The organism is Demequina pilifera, assembly GCF_048814985.1.
Classification (GTDB): domain Bacteria; phylum Actinomycetota; class Actinomycetes; order Actinomycetales; family Demequinaceae; genus Demequina.
In genome coordinates, this window is sequence record NZ_JBMDTW010000005.1 from 13,652 (window position 1) to 32,629 (window position 18,978).

At 69.1% G+C, this 18,978-nt stretch carries 13 protein-coding genes and 2 tRNA genes; 2 read left to right on the top strand and 13 right to left on the bottom strand.

The annotated features are described in order from the left end of the window. Positions 1-4: 4 nt before the first annotated feature. From ACNI14_RS09960 to ACNI14_RS09985, 6 genes are all read right to left on the bottom strand, one after another. Positions 5-1,222, bottom strand: coding sequence for an ice-binding family protein (locus ACNI14_RS09960; RefSeq protein ID WP_420519870.1), 1,218 nt, complete (start codon positions 1,220-1,222; stop codon positions 5-7). A gap of 141 nt (positions 1,223-1,363) precedes the next feature. Continuing rightward, positions 1,364-1,439 (bottom strand) — tRNA-Ala (locus ACNI14_RS09965). 146 nt (positions 1,440-1,585) lie between these two features. Further along, positions 1,586-1,659 (bottom strand) — tRNA-Ile (locus tag ACNI14_RS09970). A gap of 100 nt (positions 1,660-1,759) precedes the next feature. After that, positions 1,760-2,671 (bottom strand): DUF3566 domain-containing protein, encoded by a 912-nt coding sequence (locus ACNI14_RS09975; RefSeq protein WP_420519871.1) that lies wholly within the window; start codon positions 2,669-2,671, stop codon positions 1,760-1,762. A gap of 264 nt (positions 2,672-2,935) precedes the next feature. Further along, entirely contained in the window at positions 2,936-4,450 is a 1,515-nt protein-coding gene (locus tag ACNI14_RS09980) for a catalase (RefSeq protein ID WP_420519872.1), read from the bottom strand. 38 nt (positions 4,451-4,488) lie between these two features. Then, positions 4,489-4,959 carry a Fur family transcriptional regulator gene (locus ACNI14_RS09985; protein ID WP_420519873.1) on the bottom strand — a complete coding sequence of 157 codons (471 nt, stop codon included), beginning with the start codon at positions 4,957-4,959 and terminating at the stop codon, positions 4,489-4,491. 280 nt (positions 4,960-5,239) lie between these two features. Between ACNI14_RS09985 and ACNI14_RS09990 the strand changes: the two genes are divergently transcribed. Next, entirely contained in the window at positions 5,240-7,735 is a 2,496-nt protein-coding gene (locus tag ACNI14_RS09990; RefSeq protein ID WP_420519875.1) for an FAD-dependent oxidoreductase, read from the top strand. A gap of 12 nt (positions 7,736-7,747) precedes the next feature. On the opposite strand, the gene ACNI14_RS09995 is transcribed toward ACNI14_RS09990, so the two are convergent. Together ACNI14_RS09995 and ACNI14_RS10000 are read right to left on the bottom strand one after the other, a co-directional pair. Further along, complete coding sequence (locus ACNI14_RS09995; protein WP_420519876.1) at positions 7,748-8,518, bottom strand: glycerophosphodiester phosphodiesterase family protein; 771 nt, start codon at positions 8,516-8,518, stop codon at positions 7,748-7,750. Continuing rightward, positions 8,515-9,450 carry an alpha/beta hydrolase gene (locus ACNI14_RS10000; RefSeq protein ID WP_420519877.1) on the bottom strand — a complete coding sequence of 312 codons (936 nt, stop codon included), beginning with the start codon at positions 9,448-9,450 and terminating at the stop codon, positions 8,515-8,517. The genes ACNI14_RS09995 and ACNI14_RS10000 overlap by 4 nt, the downstream gene beginning before the upstream one ends. Positions 9,451-9,514: 64 nt before the next feature. Here ACNI14_RS10000 and ACNI14_RS10005 point away from each other — a divergent pair, with 64 nt between their 5' ends. Further along, the gene (locus ACNI14_RS10005) at positions 9,515-10,897 is read left to right on the top strand and encodes an MFS transporter (protein ID WP_420519879.1); all 1,383 of its coding nucleotides are present in this window, start codon (positions 9,515-9,517) and stop codon (positions 10,895-10,897) included. Between the two features lie 92 nt (positions 10,898-10,989). On the opposite strand, the gene gyrA is transcribed toward ACNI14_RS10005, so the two are convergent. The 5 genes from gyrA to dnaN all read right to left on the bottom strand — a co-directional run bounded on the left by gyrA (position 10,990) and on the right by dnaN (position 18,683). Beyond that, entirely contained in the window at positions 10,990-13,617 is a 2,628-nt protein-coding gene (gene gyrA / locus ACNI14_RS10010) for a DNA gyrase subunit A (RefSeq protein ID WP_420520115.1), read from the bottom strand. Positions 13,618-13,663: 46 nt separating this feature from the next. Next, the gene (gyrB, locus tag ACNI14_RS10015) at positions 13,664-15,667 is read right to left on the bottom strand and encodes a DNA topoisomerase (ATP-hydrolyzing) subunit B (RefSeq protein ID WP_420519880.1); all 2,004 of its coding nucleotides are present in this window, start codon (positions 15,665-15,667) and stop codon (positions 13,664-13,666) included. Positions 15,668-15,838: 171 nt separating this feature from the next. Then, positions 15,839-16,399: a DciA family protein gene (locus ACNI14_RS10020; RefSeq protein ID WP_420519881.1), complete on the bottom strand. Its 561-nt coding sequence runs from the start codon at positions 16,397-16,399 to the stop codon at positions 15,839-15,841. Continuing rightward, positions 16,392-17,540 (bottom strand): DNA replication/repair protein RecF, encoded by a 1,149-nt coding sequence (recF, locus tag ACNI14_RS10025; protein ID WP_420519882.1) that lies wholly within the window; start codon positions 17,538-17,540, stop codon positions 16,392-16,394. Before recF ends, ACNI14_RS10020 begins: the two co-directional genes overlap by 8 nt. A 15-nt stretch (positions 17,541-17,555) precedes the next feature. Further along, on the bottom strand, positions 17,556-18,683 hold the full coding sequence (dnaN, locus tag ACNI14_RS10030; RefSeq protein ID WP_420519883.1) for a DNA polymerase III subunit beta: 1,128 nt from the start codon (positions 18,681-18,683) through the stop codon (positions 17,556-17,558). Positions 18,684-18,978 lie beyond the last annotated feature (295 nt).

Sequence of the window (18,978 nt, forward strand, 5' to 3'; positions counted from 1 at the left end):
ACGCCTAGGCCGCGCGACGTCGCTGTGCCATGAGCACTGCCGCACCGCCGAGCAGGAGAACCGCGGCCACGGTCGTGAGAGCGGCACTGTCGACGCCGGTCTCCGCCAGCTCCTCACCGGCCACCACACGAGCGTCCGACTCGGTCACCGAGGAGTCCGCGGTGACCGGCACCGCGGGCCCAGAGGCTTCCGGCGCAGGCGTCGGCTCGCCGACCGAGATGCTGTAGGTCGCCGAGGCGTCCGGCGTCGTGCCGTTCGAGACGGTGACGGTGAACGTGCTCTCGCCGGCACTCGTGGGAGTGCCCGCGATCACGCCGGTCTCTCCATCGAGAGTCAGACCGTCCGGAAGGTCACCGGTGGCGGTGAAGGTCGGCGAAGGGGTGCCGTCGGCCGTGACCGTGAACTCGTAGTCCTCGCCGACGACCGCGTCGGTCGGCTCGCCGGAGGTGATGGTGGGCGCCACCGTCTCGTACGGGGCGGCGGCCGGGGCGCAGCCCGTCGGCGCGGTGATGGTGTTGGTGTCGAGGGTCACCGCTCCATTGAGGGCGATCAGCCGGCCCTCGATGGTGGCGCCGGTGGTCGCCGTGACGGACTGGTCGGCCAGGACGGTGCCGCTGAAGTCCGCAGCGGTGCCGATCGTGGCCGAGCTCCCCACCTGCCAGAACACGTTGCACGCGCTCGCGCCGCCGGTGATCACGATCTGGCTCGCCGAGCCGACCGTGAGCGTGGAAGCCGCCTGGAACACCCAGACGGAGTCCGCGCTCCCCGCTAGCGTGAGGGTGCCGTTGCCCGACAGGGCGAGCTCGCCTCCGGTGTACACGCCCGGCGTGAGGCTGAGCCCTGCGAGTTCGCCGACACCTGTCTGGGTGGGCGACAGGGAGGCTGCGGTGTCGTAGCCCACCAGCGCGTCGCTCTGAGCCTGTGTCGCCTCCGCGTCGGTCTGGTGCACCGTGCCGTTGACCATGCCGTCCGGTGCTCCACCGAATCCGGTGATCGAGGTGCCCGGTGAGAGGCCGAGGTCGCCGTTCACCACGGTGGGCCCAGTGTTCGTCACGGTGCTGGCCCCGAGGACGCCGTAGGTCGCGGCGGTGCCGAGGTCGACCGGCCCGTCCAGGACCGTGGCCGCCGAGGCGGGGCCACCGACTCCGATCACGAGCGCGACCATCAGGCCGATGCCGGTGACGAGTAGGAAGGAGATGCGGGGAACGATCGTGCTGGCCATGGTGGCGCCTGACTGAGATCGAGATACACCCACAGACATCGGCGACGTCCGGATCATCCCGGTTTGTCGAGTATCACACGCGGGGCGGTGCGACCACCAGCGGAGTGGCGAACCCCACTCGGGGATCACGTGGGAGTCGAGTGGTGGAGCCTAGGGGAATCGAACCCCTGACCTCCTGCTTGCAAAGCAGGCGCTCTACCAATTGAGCTAAGGCCCCGTGAACTGACCGTCAAGGATCAGAACTCGTGGTGGACATCATCCCAGATGTCGCGCCGCGCGTCACGGGCAAGCGACCCGTAGACCACTGCCGCCACCGCCACCGCTGCGGCGATGATGACGATTCTCTTCATGCCACCACCTCGGTGGGCCCAGGAGGACTTGAACCTCCGACCTCTTCGTTATCAGCGAAGCGCTCTAACCGCCTGAGCTATGGGCCCGATGCGGCGAACGCCGCGGCGACCTACGATACCCCACGCGCGCGCGGCCAACCAAACCACCGCATCGGCCGCCTTGCCCGCGAGGGGAGAGGGATGTCGATCAGTCGTCGGTGAGGGTGACGTAGATGCCGCCCACGACCTTGGAGATGGTGTTGTAGAGGAACGCCCCGAGCGTGAACAGCGCCGTCAGCAGCACCACATTCACCACGGCCATCAGCACGGTGGCGGACATCCACTTGTTGAGCGCGAAGAACTGCAGGAGGTCGACCTCCTGGTCCTCGGTGAAGAGCTGCATCACCCACTCGTTCGCGAGAGCGAAGAAGCCGATGCTGTCGAGCGCTCCCCACAGGACGTAGACCGCGACGACCATCATGATGCCGATCGCGATCGACAGCAGGAAGCCGATCTTGAGGGCCGACCACGGGTCCACGCGCGACACGAGCACTCGCACCTTGCGGGGGCCGCCGGGGCGCTCGGAGGCGCGGATGTCGTCGCTGGACGTGAGGTCTTCCTTCGCGCGAGCCGCGAAGCCCTTGAAGCGATCGAAGCCCGCGGAGGCGGTCGCGCCGACCCCCGCAGCCGCGCCCGCGAATCCGGCACCGCGTCCGGTCGAGGTGGCGTGCGAATCGCCGGTGGGATGCTGGCTGCTCACGGGGTGGGTGTCGCTCGTGGGCGCGCTGCTCGGGGCCGATCCGGCTCCGGTCGCATGCGTACCGGTCGACGGCGAGGCGGCCGGGTTGACGGGCGAGAACGCGGAGGCCGAGGAGTGACGGCTCGACGTCGGCTGCGGCGCGGAGGTCGGCTGCGGCGCGGACGTGGGCTGCTGACCGGAGACGGGGGCGCCGGTGGCGCCGTAGGGAGAAGTCGACTGCTGCCCTGACACGGGGACGTCGCTCGTGATGGGGCGCAGGGACGAGCGCTGGGGCGTGCGCCCAGCGTCGCCTCGACCCTCATCCGGGCGGGGGCTGAAGGTGGGCCCGCTGCCGGGGTTCGCGCGGTCGTCCGCGTTCATGTGCGTCTCCTCCTCGCCCGCGCGGCCGCGCGGGCATGGTGTACAGGGTACTTGAGGGCGGCGAAATGCCGGAGTGCGGTCGCCTGCCCGGGTCCACCGAGATGCGTGGGCCACCCTAGGCGAACGCTCCGCACCGTACGGGAGGTTCCCCGCGCATCGGCCGTCCTGTCCCGACCGACCGCCCCAGTCGCCACGAAGCCGGGCCGCACTGCGCACCATCGAGGTGCAGTGCGACCCGGCCGTGGGATCACAGGAGCGATCAGGTCAGACGTCGGTGGGCGCCCACTTGGTGCCCGGCTCGCCAGACTCGACGGGAGCGTCGCCCGCGAGGTTCGCGCGGAGCTGCGCGCCCAGGTCGGCATCGACGTTGGTCCAGTACTGGATCGCACGCTCGCGGATGTCGTCGGAGACGACTGCTCCCACGTGGCCCGTGATCTGCTCGAGGAAGCGTCCCTTCTCCTCGTCGTTGAACACGTCCCGGTACATCGTGCCCGCCTGGCCGAAGTCGTCGTCCTCGGCGTGCAGCACCGCAGCGGTGCGCACCATCTCGCCGTCGGACTCCCAGCCGCCGGACTCGGCCGCGCGGGCCGGATCGGCGTGGGCTCCGCCACGCGAGTTGGGTGCGTACACCGGGGTGTCGGCCGAGGAGAACGAGTAGCGCATCGAGCCCTCCTTCGAGTACGAGTGCGCGTTCTGGTCGACGTTCTTGGGGGCGTTCACCGGCAGCTGTGCGTGGTTGGTGCCCACGCGGTAGCGGTGCGCGTCCGCATAGGAGAAGATGCGCGCGATGAGCATCTTGTCCGGCGACGGGCCGATGCCGGGGACGAAGTTGGACGGCGCGAATGCCGCCTGCTCGATCTCGCCGAAGTAGTTCTCGGGGTTGCGGTTGAGCTCCATGTGGCCCACCTCGATCAGCGGGTAGTCACCGTGCGGCCACACCTTGGTGAGGTCGAAGGGGTTGAAGCGGTACGTCTTCGCGTCCTCGTACGGCATGATCTGGACGCTGAGCTTCCAGCGCGGGAAGTCGCCGTCCTCGATGTGCGTGTACAGGTCGCGAATGTGGTGGTCCGCGTCCGAGCCGGCCAGCTGCGCGGCCTCGTCGCCCGTGAGGTGGTGGACGCCCTGCTCGGTGTGGAAGTGGTACTTGACCCAGAACCGCTCGCCCTCGGCGTTGATCCACTGGTACGTGTGCGAGCCGTAGCCGTTCATCTCGCGCCACGAGCGCGGCAGGCCACGGTCACCCATGAGCCACGTCACCTGGTGCGCGGACTCGGGGGACAGCGACCAGAAGTCCCACTGCATGTCGTTGTCGCGCAGGTGCGAGCCCGGCAGGCGCTTCTGCGAGCGGATGAAGTCGGGGAACTTGATGCCGTCGCGGATGAAGAACACCGGGGTGTTGTTGCCCACGAGGTCGTAGTTGCCCTCGGACGTATAGAACTTCAGCGCGAAGCCGCGGGGGTCGCGCCACGTGTCGGGCGAGCCCTGCTCGCCGGCGACGGTGCTGAAGCGCGCGAGCATCTCCGTCTCCACGCCCGGCTGGAACAGCGCGGCGCGCGTGTACTTGGCGATCTCGGGGTTGGAGACGGTGAACGTGCCGTAGGCGCCGCCGCCCTTGGCGTGGACCACGCGCTCGGGCACGCGCTCGCGGTTGAACTGCGCGAGCTTCTCGACCAGGTAGTGGTCGGTCAGCGAGATGGGGCCGTCGGTGCCGACGGTCAGCGAGTGCTCGTCGGATGCGACGGGTGCGCCCGCATTGGTGGTGGTGTGCTTCTCAGTCACGTGGTGTCTCTCCTTGATTGACGGTGGACAGGTGCAGATCAGTGGGTGGCCGCAGGCACGGCGGCCGAGGCGGTGGCAGTCGATGTCGCGGTGCAGTCGGCGCAGACGCCCCAGAAGGTGACCTCCGCCTCGGCGAGGTCGAAGCCGCCCGTGTCGCCCGGCGTCAGGCAGGGCGCGTGGCCCGTGACGCACTCGACGTCGGCCACGGCGCCGCAGCGCTGGCAGACGATGTGGTGGTGGTTGTCGCCCACGCGCAGCTCGTACAGCCCGGGGTGCCCGGCGGGTTCGATGCGCCGCACGAGGCCCGCGCCCACGAGGTCCCCGAGAGCGTTGTACACGGCCTGACGCGATGTGGTCGGCACGCGCAGCTCCACGCGGGGCACCAGGGCATCGACCCCGGAGTGGGGCATGTCCTGAAGCGTCTCGATCACCGCGACCCGCGTGTTCGTCACGCGCAGCCCGGCGCCGCGCAGCATCGCGGTCGCGTCGAGCACGGTGGGGGTGGACATGGGTGCGACACTACCGGCCTTTCTTGACACAGTCAAAAGAAGCGGGATGTTTGGTGCGGGCCCGTGCCGAGCGGCCGGATCAACTGAGCCGGCCCTCGGGGCTCTAAGCAGGGGCCGCGCCGGTGGCGCTGAGTTGATCCGGCCGTGCGGCGCCGGCGAGGGGACGGCGGCCGATGCGCGGGCCGGGTGCGTCTGGGCCGCGGGGGTGACCTTCGGCCCAGGTGGGCGCGGTCGTCCAGGCATACGGTCAGGAGACAGGAAATACCCCGGGAGGTATGTCATGAAGCTGGTCGTCATCGGCGGCGTCGCCGCAGGAGCATCCACCGCCGCCAGGGCGCGGCGCCTCGACGAGTCCGCGGAGATCATCGTGTTCGAGCGCGGACACCACGTCTCCTTCGCCAACTGCGGGCTGCCGTACCACGTGGGCGAGGTCATCACCGAGCGCTCGCGGCTGCTGCTGCAGACGCCCCAGAGCCTTCGCGAATCGCTCGCGATCGACGTGCGGGTCGCCACCGAGGTGGTGTCGATCGATCGCGCGGCGAAGACCGTGGCCGTGCGCGAGGTGGACACGGGCCGCGAGTACACGGAGAGCTACGACTCCCTCGCGCTGTGCATGGGTGCCGAGCCCGTGCGTCCGCCCTTGACGGGGATCGACCTTCCGAGCGTCCAGGTGCTGCGCCGGATCGGCGACATGGACCGCATCAAGGCGCGCCTCGACGCATCGCTCGCCGAGCAGAAGGCCGGCCGGCGCGGCGTGGTCACCGCGGTGGTGGTGGGCGCCGGATACATCGGCCTCGAGATGGCGGAGAACCTCCACCACCGTGGCGTGCGCGTCGACGTGGTCGAGCTGGCGGACCAGATCCTGCCTCCCGTGGACGCGGACATCGCCGCCCCGGTCGAGCAGCACCTGCGCGCCCGCGGCGTCGGCCTGCACCTCTCCACCGCCGCTGCCGCCTTCCGCCCGCTCGCGGACGCGGATGGTGACGACCGCGTCTCCGTCGAGCTGAACTCGGGCACCACCATCGCCGCGGATCTGGTGATCCTGGCCGCCGGCGTGCGCCCTGCCGTGGGACTCGCCGTCGAGGCGGGCATCGAGCTGGGCCCGAAGGGTGGCATCGCCGTCGACACCCACATGCGCACATCGGACCCCCACGTGTGGGCCGCGGGCGACGGCGTCGAGACGCCTCACCCCGTCCTCCCCGGCACGCACCTCAACCCCCTCGCCGGGCCGGCGAACCGCCAGGCCCGTGTCGCCGCGGAGAACATCTGCGGCCGTGACACCGAGTACGTCTCCACCCAGGGCACGAGCATCGTCAAGGTGTTCGAGATGGTCGCCGGCGGCACCGGCGCCACCCGGCGCCAGCTGGAGGCCGCCGGCATCGACCACCGCGTGGTCCACGTGCACCCCTCGGGCCACGCCGGGTACTACCCGGGCACCGCGATGATGCACCTCAAGGTGCTGTTCTCTCCGGACGACGGCCGCGTCTTGGGGGCTCAGGCCTGCGGATTCGACGGGGTGGACAAGCGGCTCGACCTGCTCGCCATGGCGATCCGCGCCGGCCTCACGGTCAACGACCTCGAGGACCAGGAGCTCGCATACGCGCCTCCCTTCGGCTCCGCCAAGGACCCCATCAACATGGCCGGCTTCGTCGCATCCAACGTGCTGCGCGGCGACCTCACCCTCTGGTACGCCGAGGACTACCCGCACGCCACCGAGGGCGCGCGGCTCATCGACGTGCGCACGCCGGAGGAGTACGACGTGTGGCACATCCCGGGGGCCGAGTCGGTGCCGCTCGCGACGTTCCGCGACGCGCTCTCCACCTGGGACCGCACCACGCCCATCCGCCTGTACTGCGCGGTCGGGTTCCGCTCCTACCTGGCGCATCGGATCCTGGTGCAGAGCGGCTTCGAGGACGTGGCCACCCTGTCCGGAGGGTCCACCACCTTCACTCATGTGCACGGCCGCGCCGAGGGCACCTACGAGGCCCAACCGCCCATGGAGAACTATGCGGAGAAGGTGAGCGTCGCATCGGCCGTCGCCACGGCGACCGGCGCGAGCACGGACCTCGACTGCACCGGGCTGGCGTGCCCGGGCCCGATCATGCGCCTCGCCGGCGCCATGAAGGCGGCCGATGCGGGGGACGAGATCCGCGTCACCGTGTCCGATCCCGGTTTCGCTCTGGACGGCCCCGCGTGGGCGTCGAAGAACGGACACACCCTGGTCGACATCGAGCCCAAGGGCGCCGGCTACGTCGCCACCTTCCGCAAGGGCGGCGTCGCTCCCATCGCCACGCGTGGTCCCGGGCCGGAGAAGACCTCGATGGTGGTCTTCTCCGGCGACCTCGACAAGGTGATCGCGGCATTCATCATCGCGAACGGCGCCATCGCGATGGGACAGGAGGTGTCGATGTTCTTCACCTTCTGGGGGCTGAACGCGCTGCGCCGCGAGGACCCGCCCCGGCGCGAGAAGAAGGCCATGGAGCGCATGTTCGGTGCCATGATGCCGCGCGGGGCGGACCGGCTCACGCTGTCGCAGATGCACATGGCCGGCGCAGGGACCGCGATGATCAAGAAGGTCATGAAGCGCCACGAGGTCCAACCGCTGACCGAGCTCATCCAAGCAGCTCAGGACGGCGGGGCCAGGCTCATCGGCTGCACCATGACGATGGACCTGCTGGGGATCGCGGAGTCCGACCTCATCGACGGCGTCGAACTGGGAGGCGTCGCGACCTTCCTGGGCGAGTCTCAGGAGTCGGGCAGCACCCTGTTCATCTGATCACGCAGGCGATCAGGCCCACTGACCGCGCTTCTCCAGCACCGCCTTGAGGAGGTCGGCCCGGTCGGAGACCAGCCCGTCCACGCCGATGTCCAGCAGGTGCTCCATGTGGTCCGGCCGGTTCACCGTCCACACGTGGACCTGCCGGCCCGCGGCGTGCGCGGCGTCGACGTGGCGCTGATGAAGGAACGGCACCGGCCCCTTGCGCCAAGGGATCTGAAGGGCGTCGACATCGCCCAGGCTGGCGCGAGCGTCGGCACCGATCCAGGTGCCGAGCCACCACGCGATCGCCTCGCGCTCGGCTGCCGGCGTCGCGACGGGGCGCGACAGCTGCTTCAGGGTCGCGCGGCGACGGTTCGCGTCGAACGACCCCACGCACACCCGGTCGTGAGCGCCCGTGCGCTCGATCGCCTGGGCGACCGGGCCGATCGCGGACTCGCCCTTGACGTCGATGTTGATGCGGGCCTCGGGCCACGTGCCCAGCACGTCATCGAGCCGCGGCACGTGCTCCACTCCGCCGATGCGCGCGGCCTTCACCGACTCCCAGTCCCGCTCGGCCACGTTGCCGGTGGCGTCCGTGGTGCGGTCGAGCGTGCCGTCGTGCAGCGCCACCGCGACGCCGTCGCGAGTGCCGTGAGCGTCGGTCTCGAGGTACCGGAAGCCCAGATCGATCGCGGCCTGAAAGGCCTTCATCGAGTTCTCGAGCCCCTCGAGCGAGAAGCCGCGATGCGCGAGTGCGATGGGCCGGCCGCCATTGTCGAAGTACGGGTGTCGGGTGCTCATTTCAGCACTCTATCCACGAAGGCGGCGACCGCGTCGAGATAGACCTCCCGCGGTCCGTCCGCAGAGAGCGACAGGTCGTGGATCCCGCCCTCGACCACCAGCTCCTCGACGTCGCTGCCCAGCCCTGGACCGTAGGCGGCGATCATGGCGGTGTCCACCACCACATCCTGGGAGTCGCGGCGAGGGTTGTCGGGGCGGTCGGGGCCACACGAGTCGGAGCGCGCGACCAGCACCGGCACCCGGATGTCGAGTCCTCGGGCCACCGCCTGTCGGGCCCGCAGCGTCGCGCCCAGCCAACCCGCGGTGGCCGGCTGCCCCTCCGGCTTCTTCCACGCCGGGTCGAAGGGCCAGCGCCCGCCAGCGATCAGCGACTGCGTGTAGTGCGAGGGAGCGGGCACCACGACCTGCTCCGCACGGAGCCGGCTGAGGGCGGGCATCCCGAGGATCGCCATCTGCTTCCAGCGCGGCAGCCGCAGTCCGAACAGGGGGCTGTTGAGGATGAGGCCGGCGAGAGTCGGGCTCGGCGTCCGGTCCGCCCACACCGCCGCCGCCAAGCCACCCGTCGAATGGGCGTGGACGACGACCGGCAGGTCCCCCGCATCGGCCGTCGCGGCCTGAGCCGCCGCCGTGATGTCCGCGCCCAGCTCCGCGATATCCGCGATGTGGTGCGGGCGCTCGCCCGGGCGCAGCGACCGTCCGGCCCGGCGCATGTCGACGGCGTAGAACGCGCACCCGGCCGCGGCGAACGCATCGGCCACGTGGGGCTGGAAGAAGTGGTCGTTGTAGCCGTGCACATGCAGCGCGATGCCGCGCGAATTCTCGGGATTGTCGCGGCGACGGATCAGGGTCGCTCCCCCGAGGGGCGCCTGCTCGAATCCGGGCAGGACGTCGTCGCGCCATTCCAACCGGGTGGGCACGCTGACGGGATCCATGCTCCGATGCTAACCCTGGCGCGCCCGACACCCGCCGTTCACCGGGGGCGGGCACACTTGGCGCATGAGCGACGACGACGTGCTGCCCTCTGTAGCGGATGCGCCCGGCTTCCCCGACGCGGACCGCGTTCCTCGCAGACAGGTGTGGGCGTGGGCGCTGTGGGACTGGGCGACGCAGCCGTTCAACTCGGTCATCATCACGTTCGTGTTCACGGCGCTGTACCTGACGTCGGACAGCTTCATCGATCCCGAGATCGCCGCTCTCGGCGAGGACGACCCCGCATACACGGCGGCGATCGACGATCTCGCATCGGGATTGGGATGGGGGATCACAGCGGCCGGCGTGCTCGTGGCGCTCCTCGCCCCCGTGCTGGGCCAACGGGCTGACGCCTCGGGAAAGCGCAAGTCGTGGCTGGGAGTCATGACGCTGCTGCTGGTCGCGTGCGTGGGCGGACTCTTCTTCGTCGAGGCGACCCCGGATGCGTTCTGGCTGGGAGTCGGTCTGATCGCACTCGGGTCGATCGTGGCCGAGATCGCCAACGTCAACTACTACGCGATGATGGTCCAGGTCTCGACGCCGCGCACCATGGGCCGGGTGTCCGGGCTCGGGTGGGGGCTCGGATACGTGGGTGGCATCGTGGCCCTCGTCATCGTGGTGGTGCTCGATGCGGTGTCGTGGTTCGGGATGGACACGTCCAACGGCATGGCGTATCGACTCATCGCCGTGGGCTGTGCCGTGTGGACGCTGGCGTTCGCGTGGCCCCTGTTTCGCTACGTCCCCGAGACCGAGGTGCGCCGCCGGCCCACCGTCAGCATCCTCAAGGGCTACGCGATACTGATCGGGGACCTGCGCCGGCTGTGGTCAGAGGCACGGTCCACGCTGTGGTTCCTCCTTGCCTCGGCCGTCTATCGCGACGGCCTGGGCGGCGTCTTCACCTTCGGCGCGATCATCGCGGCCGTCGCGTTTGGATTCTCGGACCAGCAGGTCATCATCTTCGGCATCGCCGCCAACCTGGTGGCGGGCGTCTCGACCGTCATCGCCGGACGGTTCGACGATTCTCTTGGGCCGCGGCGGGTGATCCTCGTCGCGCTGGGTGTGATCGTCGCGGCCGGCGTGGTCATCGTCTCCCTGCACGGAATGGGGCCGATCGTGTTCTGGATCTGTGGCCTGCTGCTGTCCGGCATGGTCGGTCCGGCTCAGGCTGCTTCTCGTTCGCTGCTGGCGCGGTTGTCGCCGGCCGGGCGCGAGGCGGAGATGTTCGGCTTGTACGCGACCTCCGGCCGAGCGGCCTCGTTCCTCGCGCCCGCGATGTGGGCGCTGGCGATCACGATCTTCGGGGCGACCATCTGGGGGACGCTGGGCGTCATCTCGGTGGTGCTGCTCGGGCTGGTGCTGATGCTGTTCGTGCGCACTCCGGCGGATCGCGGCGCGGTCGAGTCCGCCTGACGTTCGACACTCAGCGCCCGCTGGGAGACGCTGCCCCCCGAATCCCGACACTCAGCGCCCGCTAGGGCGCTAAGGTCGGGATTTCGGTGGGGTCAGTCGGCCGATGCGGGGGTCGGGGCGTCCGGTTCGGTCGCCTCGGCGTCAGGGGCTGAGTCCGCGGTCGCGGCGACCGGGGTCTCACCGTCGGCCTCCTCGATCTCCTCTTCCACCTTGCGCTCGACATTGCGGGCCACGCCGATGATCACGTCGCCCTTGCTGGGCTTGGCGAACGTCACGCCCATGGTGTTCTTGCCCTTGGCGGGGACCTGGTCCACGCGGGACCGGACCACCTTGCCGGACTCCATGATCACCAGCACCTCGTCGTTGTCGTCGACGAGCAGCGCGCCCACGAGGTCGCCGCGCTCCTCGGTGAGGGTCGCGACCTTCACCCCCAGGCCGCCGCGGTGCTTGGGCGTCCACGCGGAGACGGCGGTGCGCTTGGCGAAACCATGCTGCGTGACGACGAAGGAGAACGGGCCCCCATGGGCCGCGACCGCATCGGCCGCCGCGTCCGCCGCGTCCTCGTCCGTGGACTCGGCCACGCCCAGATCATCGGCGTCGGGAACCGACGCGTCGATCACGTCCATCGCCAGCAGCTCGTCGTCGCCGCGGAAGCTCATGCCCTTGACGCCCGAGGTGGCGCGGCCCATCGGACGGAGTTCATCGTCGGTCGCGTGGAAGCGCACCGACTGACCCTTGCGGGACACGAGCATGAGGTCGTCGTCGGGGCCTACCAGGCGGGCGGCCACGAGCTCGTCCGGACGGATCTCGCCGTCCTCGGACTCGACGTCGCGCAGGTTCACGGCGATGAGGCCGCCCGTGCGGTTCGAGTCGTAGGACGTGAGGTCCGTCTTCTTGACCAGGCCGCGCTTGGTGGCGAGCACCAGGTAGGGCTTGTCCTCGTAGGACTTGAGGTCGAGCACCTGAGCGATCTGCTCACCCGGCTGGAAGGCCAGCAGGTTCGCGACGTGCTGACCCTTCGAGTCGCGTCCGCCCTCGGGCAGCTCGTAGCCCTTCGCGCGGTAGACGCGGCCCAGGTTCGTGAAGAACAGCAGCCAGTGGTGCGTGGTGGTGACGAAGAACTGGTCCACCATGTCGTCGCTGCGCAGGGTGGCGCCGCGCACGCCCTTGCCGCCGCGCTTCTGCGCCCGGTACTGATCCGAACGCGTGCGCTTGGCGTAGCCGCTGCGAGTGATCGTGACGACCACCTCTTCCTCCGCGATCAGGTCCTCGATGTCGACGGAGCCGTCGAACGGGCTGATCTCGGTGCGGCGATCGTCGCCGTACTTGCGCACCACCTCGGCGAGCTCGTCCGAGATGATGGTGCGCTGGCGGGGCTCCGAGCCGAGGATGTCGGTGAGGTCCTTGATCTGCGCCATGAGGCCCTCGTACTCGGCCTCGATCTTCTGGCGCTCGAGGGCCGCCAGGCGGCGCAGCTGCAGGTTGAGAATCGCGTTGGCCTGGACCTCGTCGACGTCGAGCAGCTCCATCAGCCCCGAGCGTGCCTCGTCCACTGTGGGAGAGCGACGGATGAGGGCGATGACCTCGTCGAGCAGGTCGAGCGCCTTGACGTAGCCGCGCAGCACGTGCGCCTCGCGCTCCGCCTTCGCCAGGCGGTACGCGGTGCGGCGCTGAATGACCTCGATCTGGTGCGTGACCCAGTGACGGACGAACGCGTCGATGCTGAGCGTGCGGGGAACGCCGTCCACGAGGGCGACCATGTTGGCGCCGAACGTGTCCTGGAGCTGGGTGTGCTTGTAGAGGTTGTTGAGGACCACCTTCGCGACGGCGTCGCGCTTCAGCACCACCACCAGTCGTTGACCCGTGCGTCCGGAGGTCTCGTCGCGGATGTCCGCGATGCCGGCGACCTTGCCTTCCTTCACCAGCTCCGCGATCTTGAGCGCCAGGTTGTCGGGGTTCACCTGGTACGGCAGCTCGGTGACCACCAGGCACTGTCGGCCCTGCAGCTCCTCGACGGTGACGACGGATCGCATCGTGATCGAGCCGCGACCCGTGCGGTAGGCCTCTTCGATGCCGCGGCGGCCGAGGATGACGGCGCCCGTGGGGAAGTCGGGACCCTGGATCCGCGCGATGAGCGCGTCCTGCAGCTCTTCCTTCGTGGCGTCGGGGTTGTCCAGGTGCCACTGGACGCCGGCCGCGACCTCGCGCAGGTTGTGCGGCGGGATGTTCGTCGCCATGCCCACCGCGATGCCGGCCGAGCCGTTCACCATCAGGTTGGGGAACCGCGAGGGCAGCACCGACGGCTCCTGCGTGCGGCCGTCGTAGTTGTCCTGGAAGTCGACGGTGTCCTCGTCGATGTCGCGCACCATCTCCATGGCGATCTGCGCCATGCGGGACTCGGTGTACCGGTGCGCTGCGGCGGGGTCATTTCCGGGAGAGCCGAAGTTGCCCTGGCCGTCCGCGAGCGGGTAGCGCAGCGACCAGTCCTGCACCATGCGCACCAACGTGTCGTAGACCGCGCTGTCACCGTGCGGGTGATAGTTGCCCATCACCTCGCCGATGATGCGGGTGCACTTGGAGAACGCGCGGTCCGGGCGGTAGCCGCCGTCGTACATCGCGTAGATCACGCGACGGTGGACGGGCTTCATGCCATCGCGGACGTCCGGAAGAGCGCGGCCCACGATGACGGACATCGCGTAGTCGAGGTACGACTGCTGCATCTCCACATTGAGGTCGACCTTGTCGATGCGGCCATGGTTGTGGATCTCAGATGTCAAGGAACCTCACGTCCTTCGCGTTGCGCTGGATGAAGTTGCGTCGTGACTCGACGTCCTCACCCATCAAGATGGTGAAGGTCTCGTCCGCGAGCGCGGCGTCGTCCATGGTGATCTGGAGCAGCGTGCGGGTCTCGGGGTTCATCGTGGTCTCCCACAGCTCCGAGTAGTCCATCTCGCCCAGACCCTTGTATCGCTGGATGCCGTTGTCCTTGGGGATCTTGCGGCCGGCCGCGAGCCCCTCCTTGAGGAGCGCGTCCCGCTCGCGGTCCGTGAACACGTAGTCGTGCTCGGCGTTGGACCACTTGAGCTTGTACAGCGGGGGCTGCGCAAGGTACACATACCCGGCCTCGATGAGCGGCCGCATGTAGCGGAACAGCACCGTCAGCAGCAGCGTGCGGATGTGCTGGCCATCGACGTCGGCGTCGGCCATCAGCACGATCTTGTGATACCTGGACTTGTCCAGCTCGAACTCGTCGCCGATCCCGGAGCCGAAGGCGGTGAAGAGCGCCTGGATCTCCGTGTTGGCGAGCGCCTTGTCCAGGCGAGCGCGCTCGACGTTCAGCACCTTGCCGCGCAGCGGCAGGATCGCCTGGGTCGCGGGGTTCCGGCCGCGCACCGCGGAGCCGCCGGCGGAGTCTCCCTCGACCAGGAAGATCTCGGAGATGCTGGGATCCTTCGACGAGCAGTCGCGCAGCTTGCCCGGCATGCCGCCGGACTCGAGCAGCCCCTTGCGCCGGGTGGCCTCGCGCGCCTTGCGGGCGGCGAGTCGCGCCTGCGAGGCCTGCATCGCCTTGCGGATGATCTCCTTGGCGTCCTGCGGGTGAGCGTCGAACCAATCGGTGAGCTTCTCGCCGACGATCCGCTGCACGAAGGTCTTGGCCTCGGTGTTGCCCAGCTTGGTCTTGGTCTGTCCTTCGAACTGTGGCTCGCCCAGCTTGACGGACAGCACCGCGGTGAGTCCCTCGCGGACGTCGTCACCCGTGAGGTTCTCGTCCTTGTCCTTGAGCAGCGACTTCTCTCGCGCGTATCGGTTCACCAGCGAGGTGAGTGCGGCACGGAAGCCCTCTTCGTGCGCCCCGCCCTCGGTGGTCGCGATGGTGTTCGCGTATGTGAAGACCGATTCGGAGTAGCCGTTGGTCCACTGCATCGCCAGTTCAAGGGCGATCTTCTTCTCGACGTCCTCGGCCTCGAGGGAGATCACCTCGGCGTGGACTCGCTCCGACTTCTTGGTGTCGTTGAGGTGCGTGACGTAGTCGACGAGCCCGCCGTCGTACTTGTAGGTCACCACGCGCGAGGTGGGGTGCTCCTCCGCGTCCGGGTCGGAGTCAGCGGCGATGTGCTCGGGGCGCTCGTCGGTGAGCGAGATCGTCAGGCCCTTGTTGAGGAAGGCCATCTGCTGGAACCGGGCGCGTAGCGTCTCGAAGTCGTAGTCGGTGGTCTCGAAGATGTCGGGGTCGGCCCAGAAGGTCTGCTGGGTGCCGGTCTCCTCGGTGGCGTCGCCCTTCTCGAGGGTGCCCTGCGGCTTGCCGCCCTCGGCGAACACCTGCTTCCACACGTTGCCCTGGCGCTTGACCACGGTCTCGACGCGGGCCGACAGCGCATTCACGACGGAGATGCCCACGCCGTGCAGACCGCCGGAGACCGCGTAGCCACCGCCACCGAACTTGCCGCCGGCGTGCAGGATCGTCATGACGACCTCGACCGTGGGCTTGCCCTCGGTGGGGTGGATGTCCACCGGGATCCCGCGGCCGTTGTCGGTGACTCGGACGCCGCCATCCTGCATGAGCGTCACGGTGATGGTGTCGCAGTGCCCGGCCAGCGCCTCGTCCACCGAGTTGTCGACGACCTCGTAGACGAGGTGGTGGAGACCACGCTCTCCGGTCGAGCCGATGTACATGCCCGGGCGCTTGCGGACGGCCTCGAGGCCCTCCAGGACGGTGATATTCGCAGCACCGTACGCAGGCTGCGCCACGGGCGCGTCGTTCTGGGCCACAGATTTCGCCTTTCAAGCGGTTCACGCGGGCTCGGACGGCCCGCGACGTACTGTCGCTCATTCTAGACGGTTCTAGGGCCGAAATAGCGCGTGTGGATGCCACTTGTGGGGAAGTCGTGAATAGCCGATCTTGTGTGCGGCGCCGTCTGCATGCGGATGGGCCCGCAGTGGCTACCCGTACGTGTCGCGCGGCCCCCGCCCGCGGACGGTCCGCTGACCCCGCGTCCAGGACCGCGCCGTGGGGCCCGACACCTTCAGTTCGCGCACGATCTCGCGGCCGAACTCCTCGTTGATGCGGTGGCGGATCTGCCCGGACATGATGCCCAACTGCGTCGCCCACGCGGTGGAGCTCGCCTTGACGGTGAGCACGCCCTCCTCGAAAGACAGCGGCTCGCAGTGATCCGCGATCTGATCGCCGACCACCTCGCGCCACCGGCTCATCACGCCCGAGATCTCGATCTGCTCGGTCCAGCCCATGCGCCGCAACAGCGCATCCACGGCCTCCGACATCGCCGCCGGGTCCCGCCCTGGCGCGAAGGGCCGCGAGGACCTGCGCTTCTCTTCGCGCTGGCGCCGGCCGGCCGTGGGACTGGTGCGGTAGGCGCCCCTCAGACGGGCCGATGCGCGGGCTCGCTCCATCGCCTGCCTCGCCAGGTCGTGGGGCGAGCTCGCCGCGCCGGCCTCGTCACGATCGGACGTGTCGGATGCGGCGCCGTCCGGATCGTCAGCCATCGTCGCCCCCGGCGAGCACCGCACCGTCGGCGACCTCGAGCACCTCGCCACGCAGCGCCTGGGGCACGTCCTCGGCGACCGCCGCGGTGATCAGCACCTGGCTCGCCTCGGTCAGCCGGTCGGCCAATGCCGCTCGGCGACCGGTGTCGAGCTCCGCGAAGACATCGTCGAGGATCAGCACCGGCTCGCCGTCCTCGTCTGCATCGGGGCCATCATCCCTGGTCAACAGCTCGTACGAGCCCAGCCGGAGCGCGAGAGCGCACGACCACGACTCGCCGTGGCTGGCGTATCCCTTCGCCGGCATGTCTCCGAGCGCGATGTCGAGATCGTCGCGATGGGGCCCCGCGATGGTGACGCCGCGCTCGATCTCCTTGGGCCGCACCTCCTGAAGCCGCGACAACAGGACGGCGCCGAGGTCCGCAGCCGACGCATCGGCCGCATAGCCCTCGGCATCAGCGAGACCGGTCGCGTAGCTCACTCGACAGTCACCGCCACCGGGCGCCACCGCCTGGTAGGCGGCGTGCACATGAGGAGCGAGCAGCTTCACTGCCCGCAGCCTGGCCGCCATGATGCGTCCGCCCAGGTCCGCGAGCTTCTCGTCCCAGATGTCGAGCATGGTCAGATCGCCGCGCGCGTTCTTGGCAGTCTTGAGCATCGACGAGCGCTGGCGAAGGACCCGGTCGTAGTCCGAATGGTCCCCGGCGATCGCGGGCTGAAGCGCCACGCACAGCTCGTCCATGAAGGTGCGCCGGCCGGACGGCTCGCCCTTGACCAGAGAGAGATCCTCGGGCGCGAACACCACGGTTCGCAGCGCGCCGAGCAGGTCCCGCGGCTTGGCCTGCGCACGGCCGAGTCGCGCGGTGTTCGACTTGCCGACATTGATGGTGACCTCGATCGCAAGAGATCGCCCGGACTTCTCGACTCGCGCCCGCACCACGGCACGCTCGGCTCCCTGGCGCACTAAGGGTGCGTCGGCCGCGACGCGATGCGAGGACAGATTCGAGAGATATCTCACCGCCTCGACCACGTTGGTCTTGCCCTGACCGTTGCGACCGACGAGCGTCGTGACCCGCGGACCGAGTTCGATCTCCTGGTCCGCGTACGAGCGGAAGTCGGTCAGGTGAAGGTGGGTGACACGCACGCTACGACTGCATGCTCAAGACTGGATGCGGATGGGCACCAGCAGGTAGCGGAAGTCGGAGGCGAGCTCGCCCCCGGGCGCGGTGAGCCCCACGAACTCGACGGGCTTGGTGTCCTGCGTGAATCCGAGCCGCACGTACTCCGTGGACAGGGCGCCGAGACCGTCGAGCAGGTACTGCGGGTTGAACGCGACCGTGATGGGGTCGCCCTCAAGCTGGCACTCGAGCGCTTCGGAGGCCTGGGCATCGTCGCTCTGACCGGCGTCGAGGGTGACCTCACCCTCCGCGAACGCGAGCCGCACGGAGGAGTTGCGCTCCGCGACGAGCGACACGCGGCGGGTCGCCTCGATGAGTTCTGTGGTCTTGACCACCGCGGTCACCGGGCTCTCGTCCGGGAACAGCCGGCGCACCTGCGGATAGTCGCCATCCATGAGCAGCGACGTGGTGGTGAGGCCAGCCGCCTCGAAGCCGATGAGATCCACGCCCTTGCCCGAGCTCAGCGCCACGGTCACGTCTCCGGCACCGAGTGCCTTCGCGGTGTCGTTCAGCGTGCGCGCACGCACCAGAGCGACGGCCGATGCGTCCGCGGCCGAGGGCTTCCACGACATTTCGCGCAGCGCCAGCCGGTAGCGGTCCGTCGCGAGCAGCGAGATGTGAGAGCCCTCGATCTCGACGCGCACGCCGGTGAGGATGGGAAGAGTCTCGTCCCTCGACGCAGCGACGGTCACCTGGGCCACGGCGCGCTGGAAGTCGCTGCCGTCGATGGTGCCCGACTGGGCGGGGAGGTCAGGAAGCGCCGGGTACTGATCCACCGGCATGGTCGCCAGGGTGAAGCGGGAAGCACCGCAGGTCACGGAGACCTTGGTTCCCTCGAGAGCGAAGTCGACCGGCTTGTGCGGGAGCGCGTTGGCGATCTCCTTCAGCAGACGACCGGACACCAGCACCTCGCCGGCGTCGTCGACGTCGGCCGCGAAGGTGCCCCGGGCGGAGACCTCGTAATCGAAGCTTGCGAGCGTCACCTCACCGGTCGCATCGGCCGTGATGCGCACTCCAGCCAGGACGGGGACGGGAGGGCGCGCCGGCAGGGCGCGCGAGGTCCACGCGACGGCGTCGGCGAGCACATCGCGGTCGACGGTGAATTTCATTCAGGTGCTCCTTGGTGTCACTGACGGACAGACTACGCCACAGCCACGACACGGCAAGCGGCTCGAGAGGTCGACGTCGGCTCGGGCGGCATGTGGAAATGAAGGCCCTCAGGATTCACGTGTCATGACAAGAGTGAGTAGTAGTCATAGGGGACGTGCAAACTGGGGATAACCGTCGCAGTCCCTGGTAGACCTCGTGGCAGGCCTGTGTACGGCTTCGGGACAGGGACGCCTTCTTGTCATTCGGGTCGGTGGATGGAGTTCCATCATTCACAGGCTGTCCCGGTTGCTCACA

What these genes read in the sequence shown, in the direction of transcription:
- ACNI14_RS10000 (WP_420519877.1), bottom strand. Translation starts at nt 9,450, where the DNA reads ATGGATCCCGTCAGCGTGCCCACCCGGTTGGAATGGCGCGACGACGTC.
- ACNI14_RS09960 (WP_420519870.1), bottom strand. Translation starts at nt 1,222, where the DNA reads ATGGCCAGCACGATCGTTCCCCGCATCTCCTTCCTACTCGTCACCGGC.
- dnaN (WP_420519883.1), bottom strand. Translation starts at nt 18,683, where the DNA reads ATGAAATTCACCGTCGACCGCGATGTGCTCGCCGACGCCGTCGCGTGG.
- ACNI14_RS09985 (WP_420519873.1), bottom strand. Translation starts at nt 4,959, where the DNA reads ATGTCCACCCCCACCGTGCTCGACGCGACCGCGATGCTGCGCGGCGCC.
- ACNI14_RS10020 (WP_420519881.1), bottom strand. Translation starts at nt 16,399, where the DNA reads ATGGCTGACGATCCGGACGGCGCCGCATCCGACACGTCCGATCGTGAC.
- gyrA (WP_420520115.1), bottom strand. Translation starts at nt 13,617, where the DNA reads ATGCAGCAGTCGTACCTCGACTACGCGATGTCCGTCATCGTGGGCCGC.
- ACNI14_RS09995 (WP_420519876.1), bottom strand. Translation starts at nt 8,518, where the DNA reads ATGAGCACCCGACACCCGTACTTCGACAATGGCGGCCGGCCCATCGCA.
- ACNI14_RS09975 (WP_420519871.1), bottom strand. Translation starts at nt 2,671, where the DNA reads ATGAACGCGGACGACCGCGCGAACCCCGGCAGCGGGCCCACCTTCAGC.
- ACNI14_RS10005 (WP_420519879.1), top strand. Translation starts at nt 9,515, where the DNA reads ATGAGCGACGACGACGTGCTGCCCTCTGTAGCGGATGCGCCCGGCTTC.
- ACNI14_RS09990 (WP_420519875.1), top strand. Translation starts at nt 5,240, where the DNA reads ATGAAGCTGGTCGTCATCGGCGGCGTCGCCGCAGGAGCATCCACCGCC.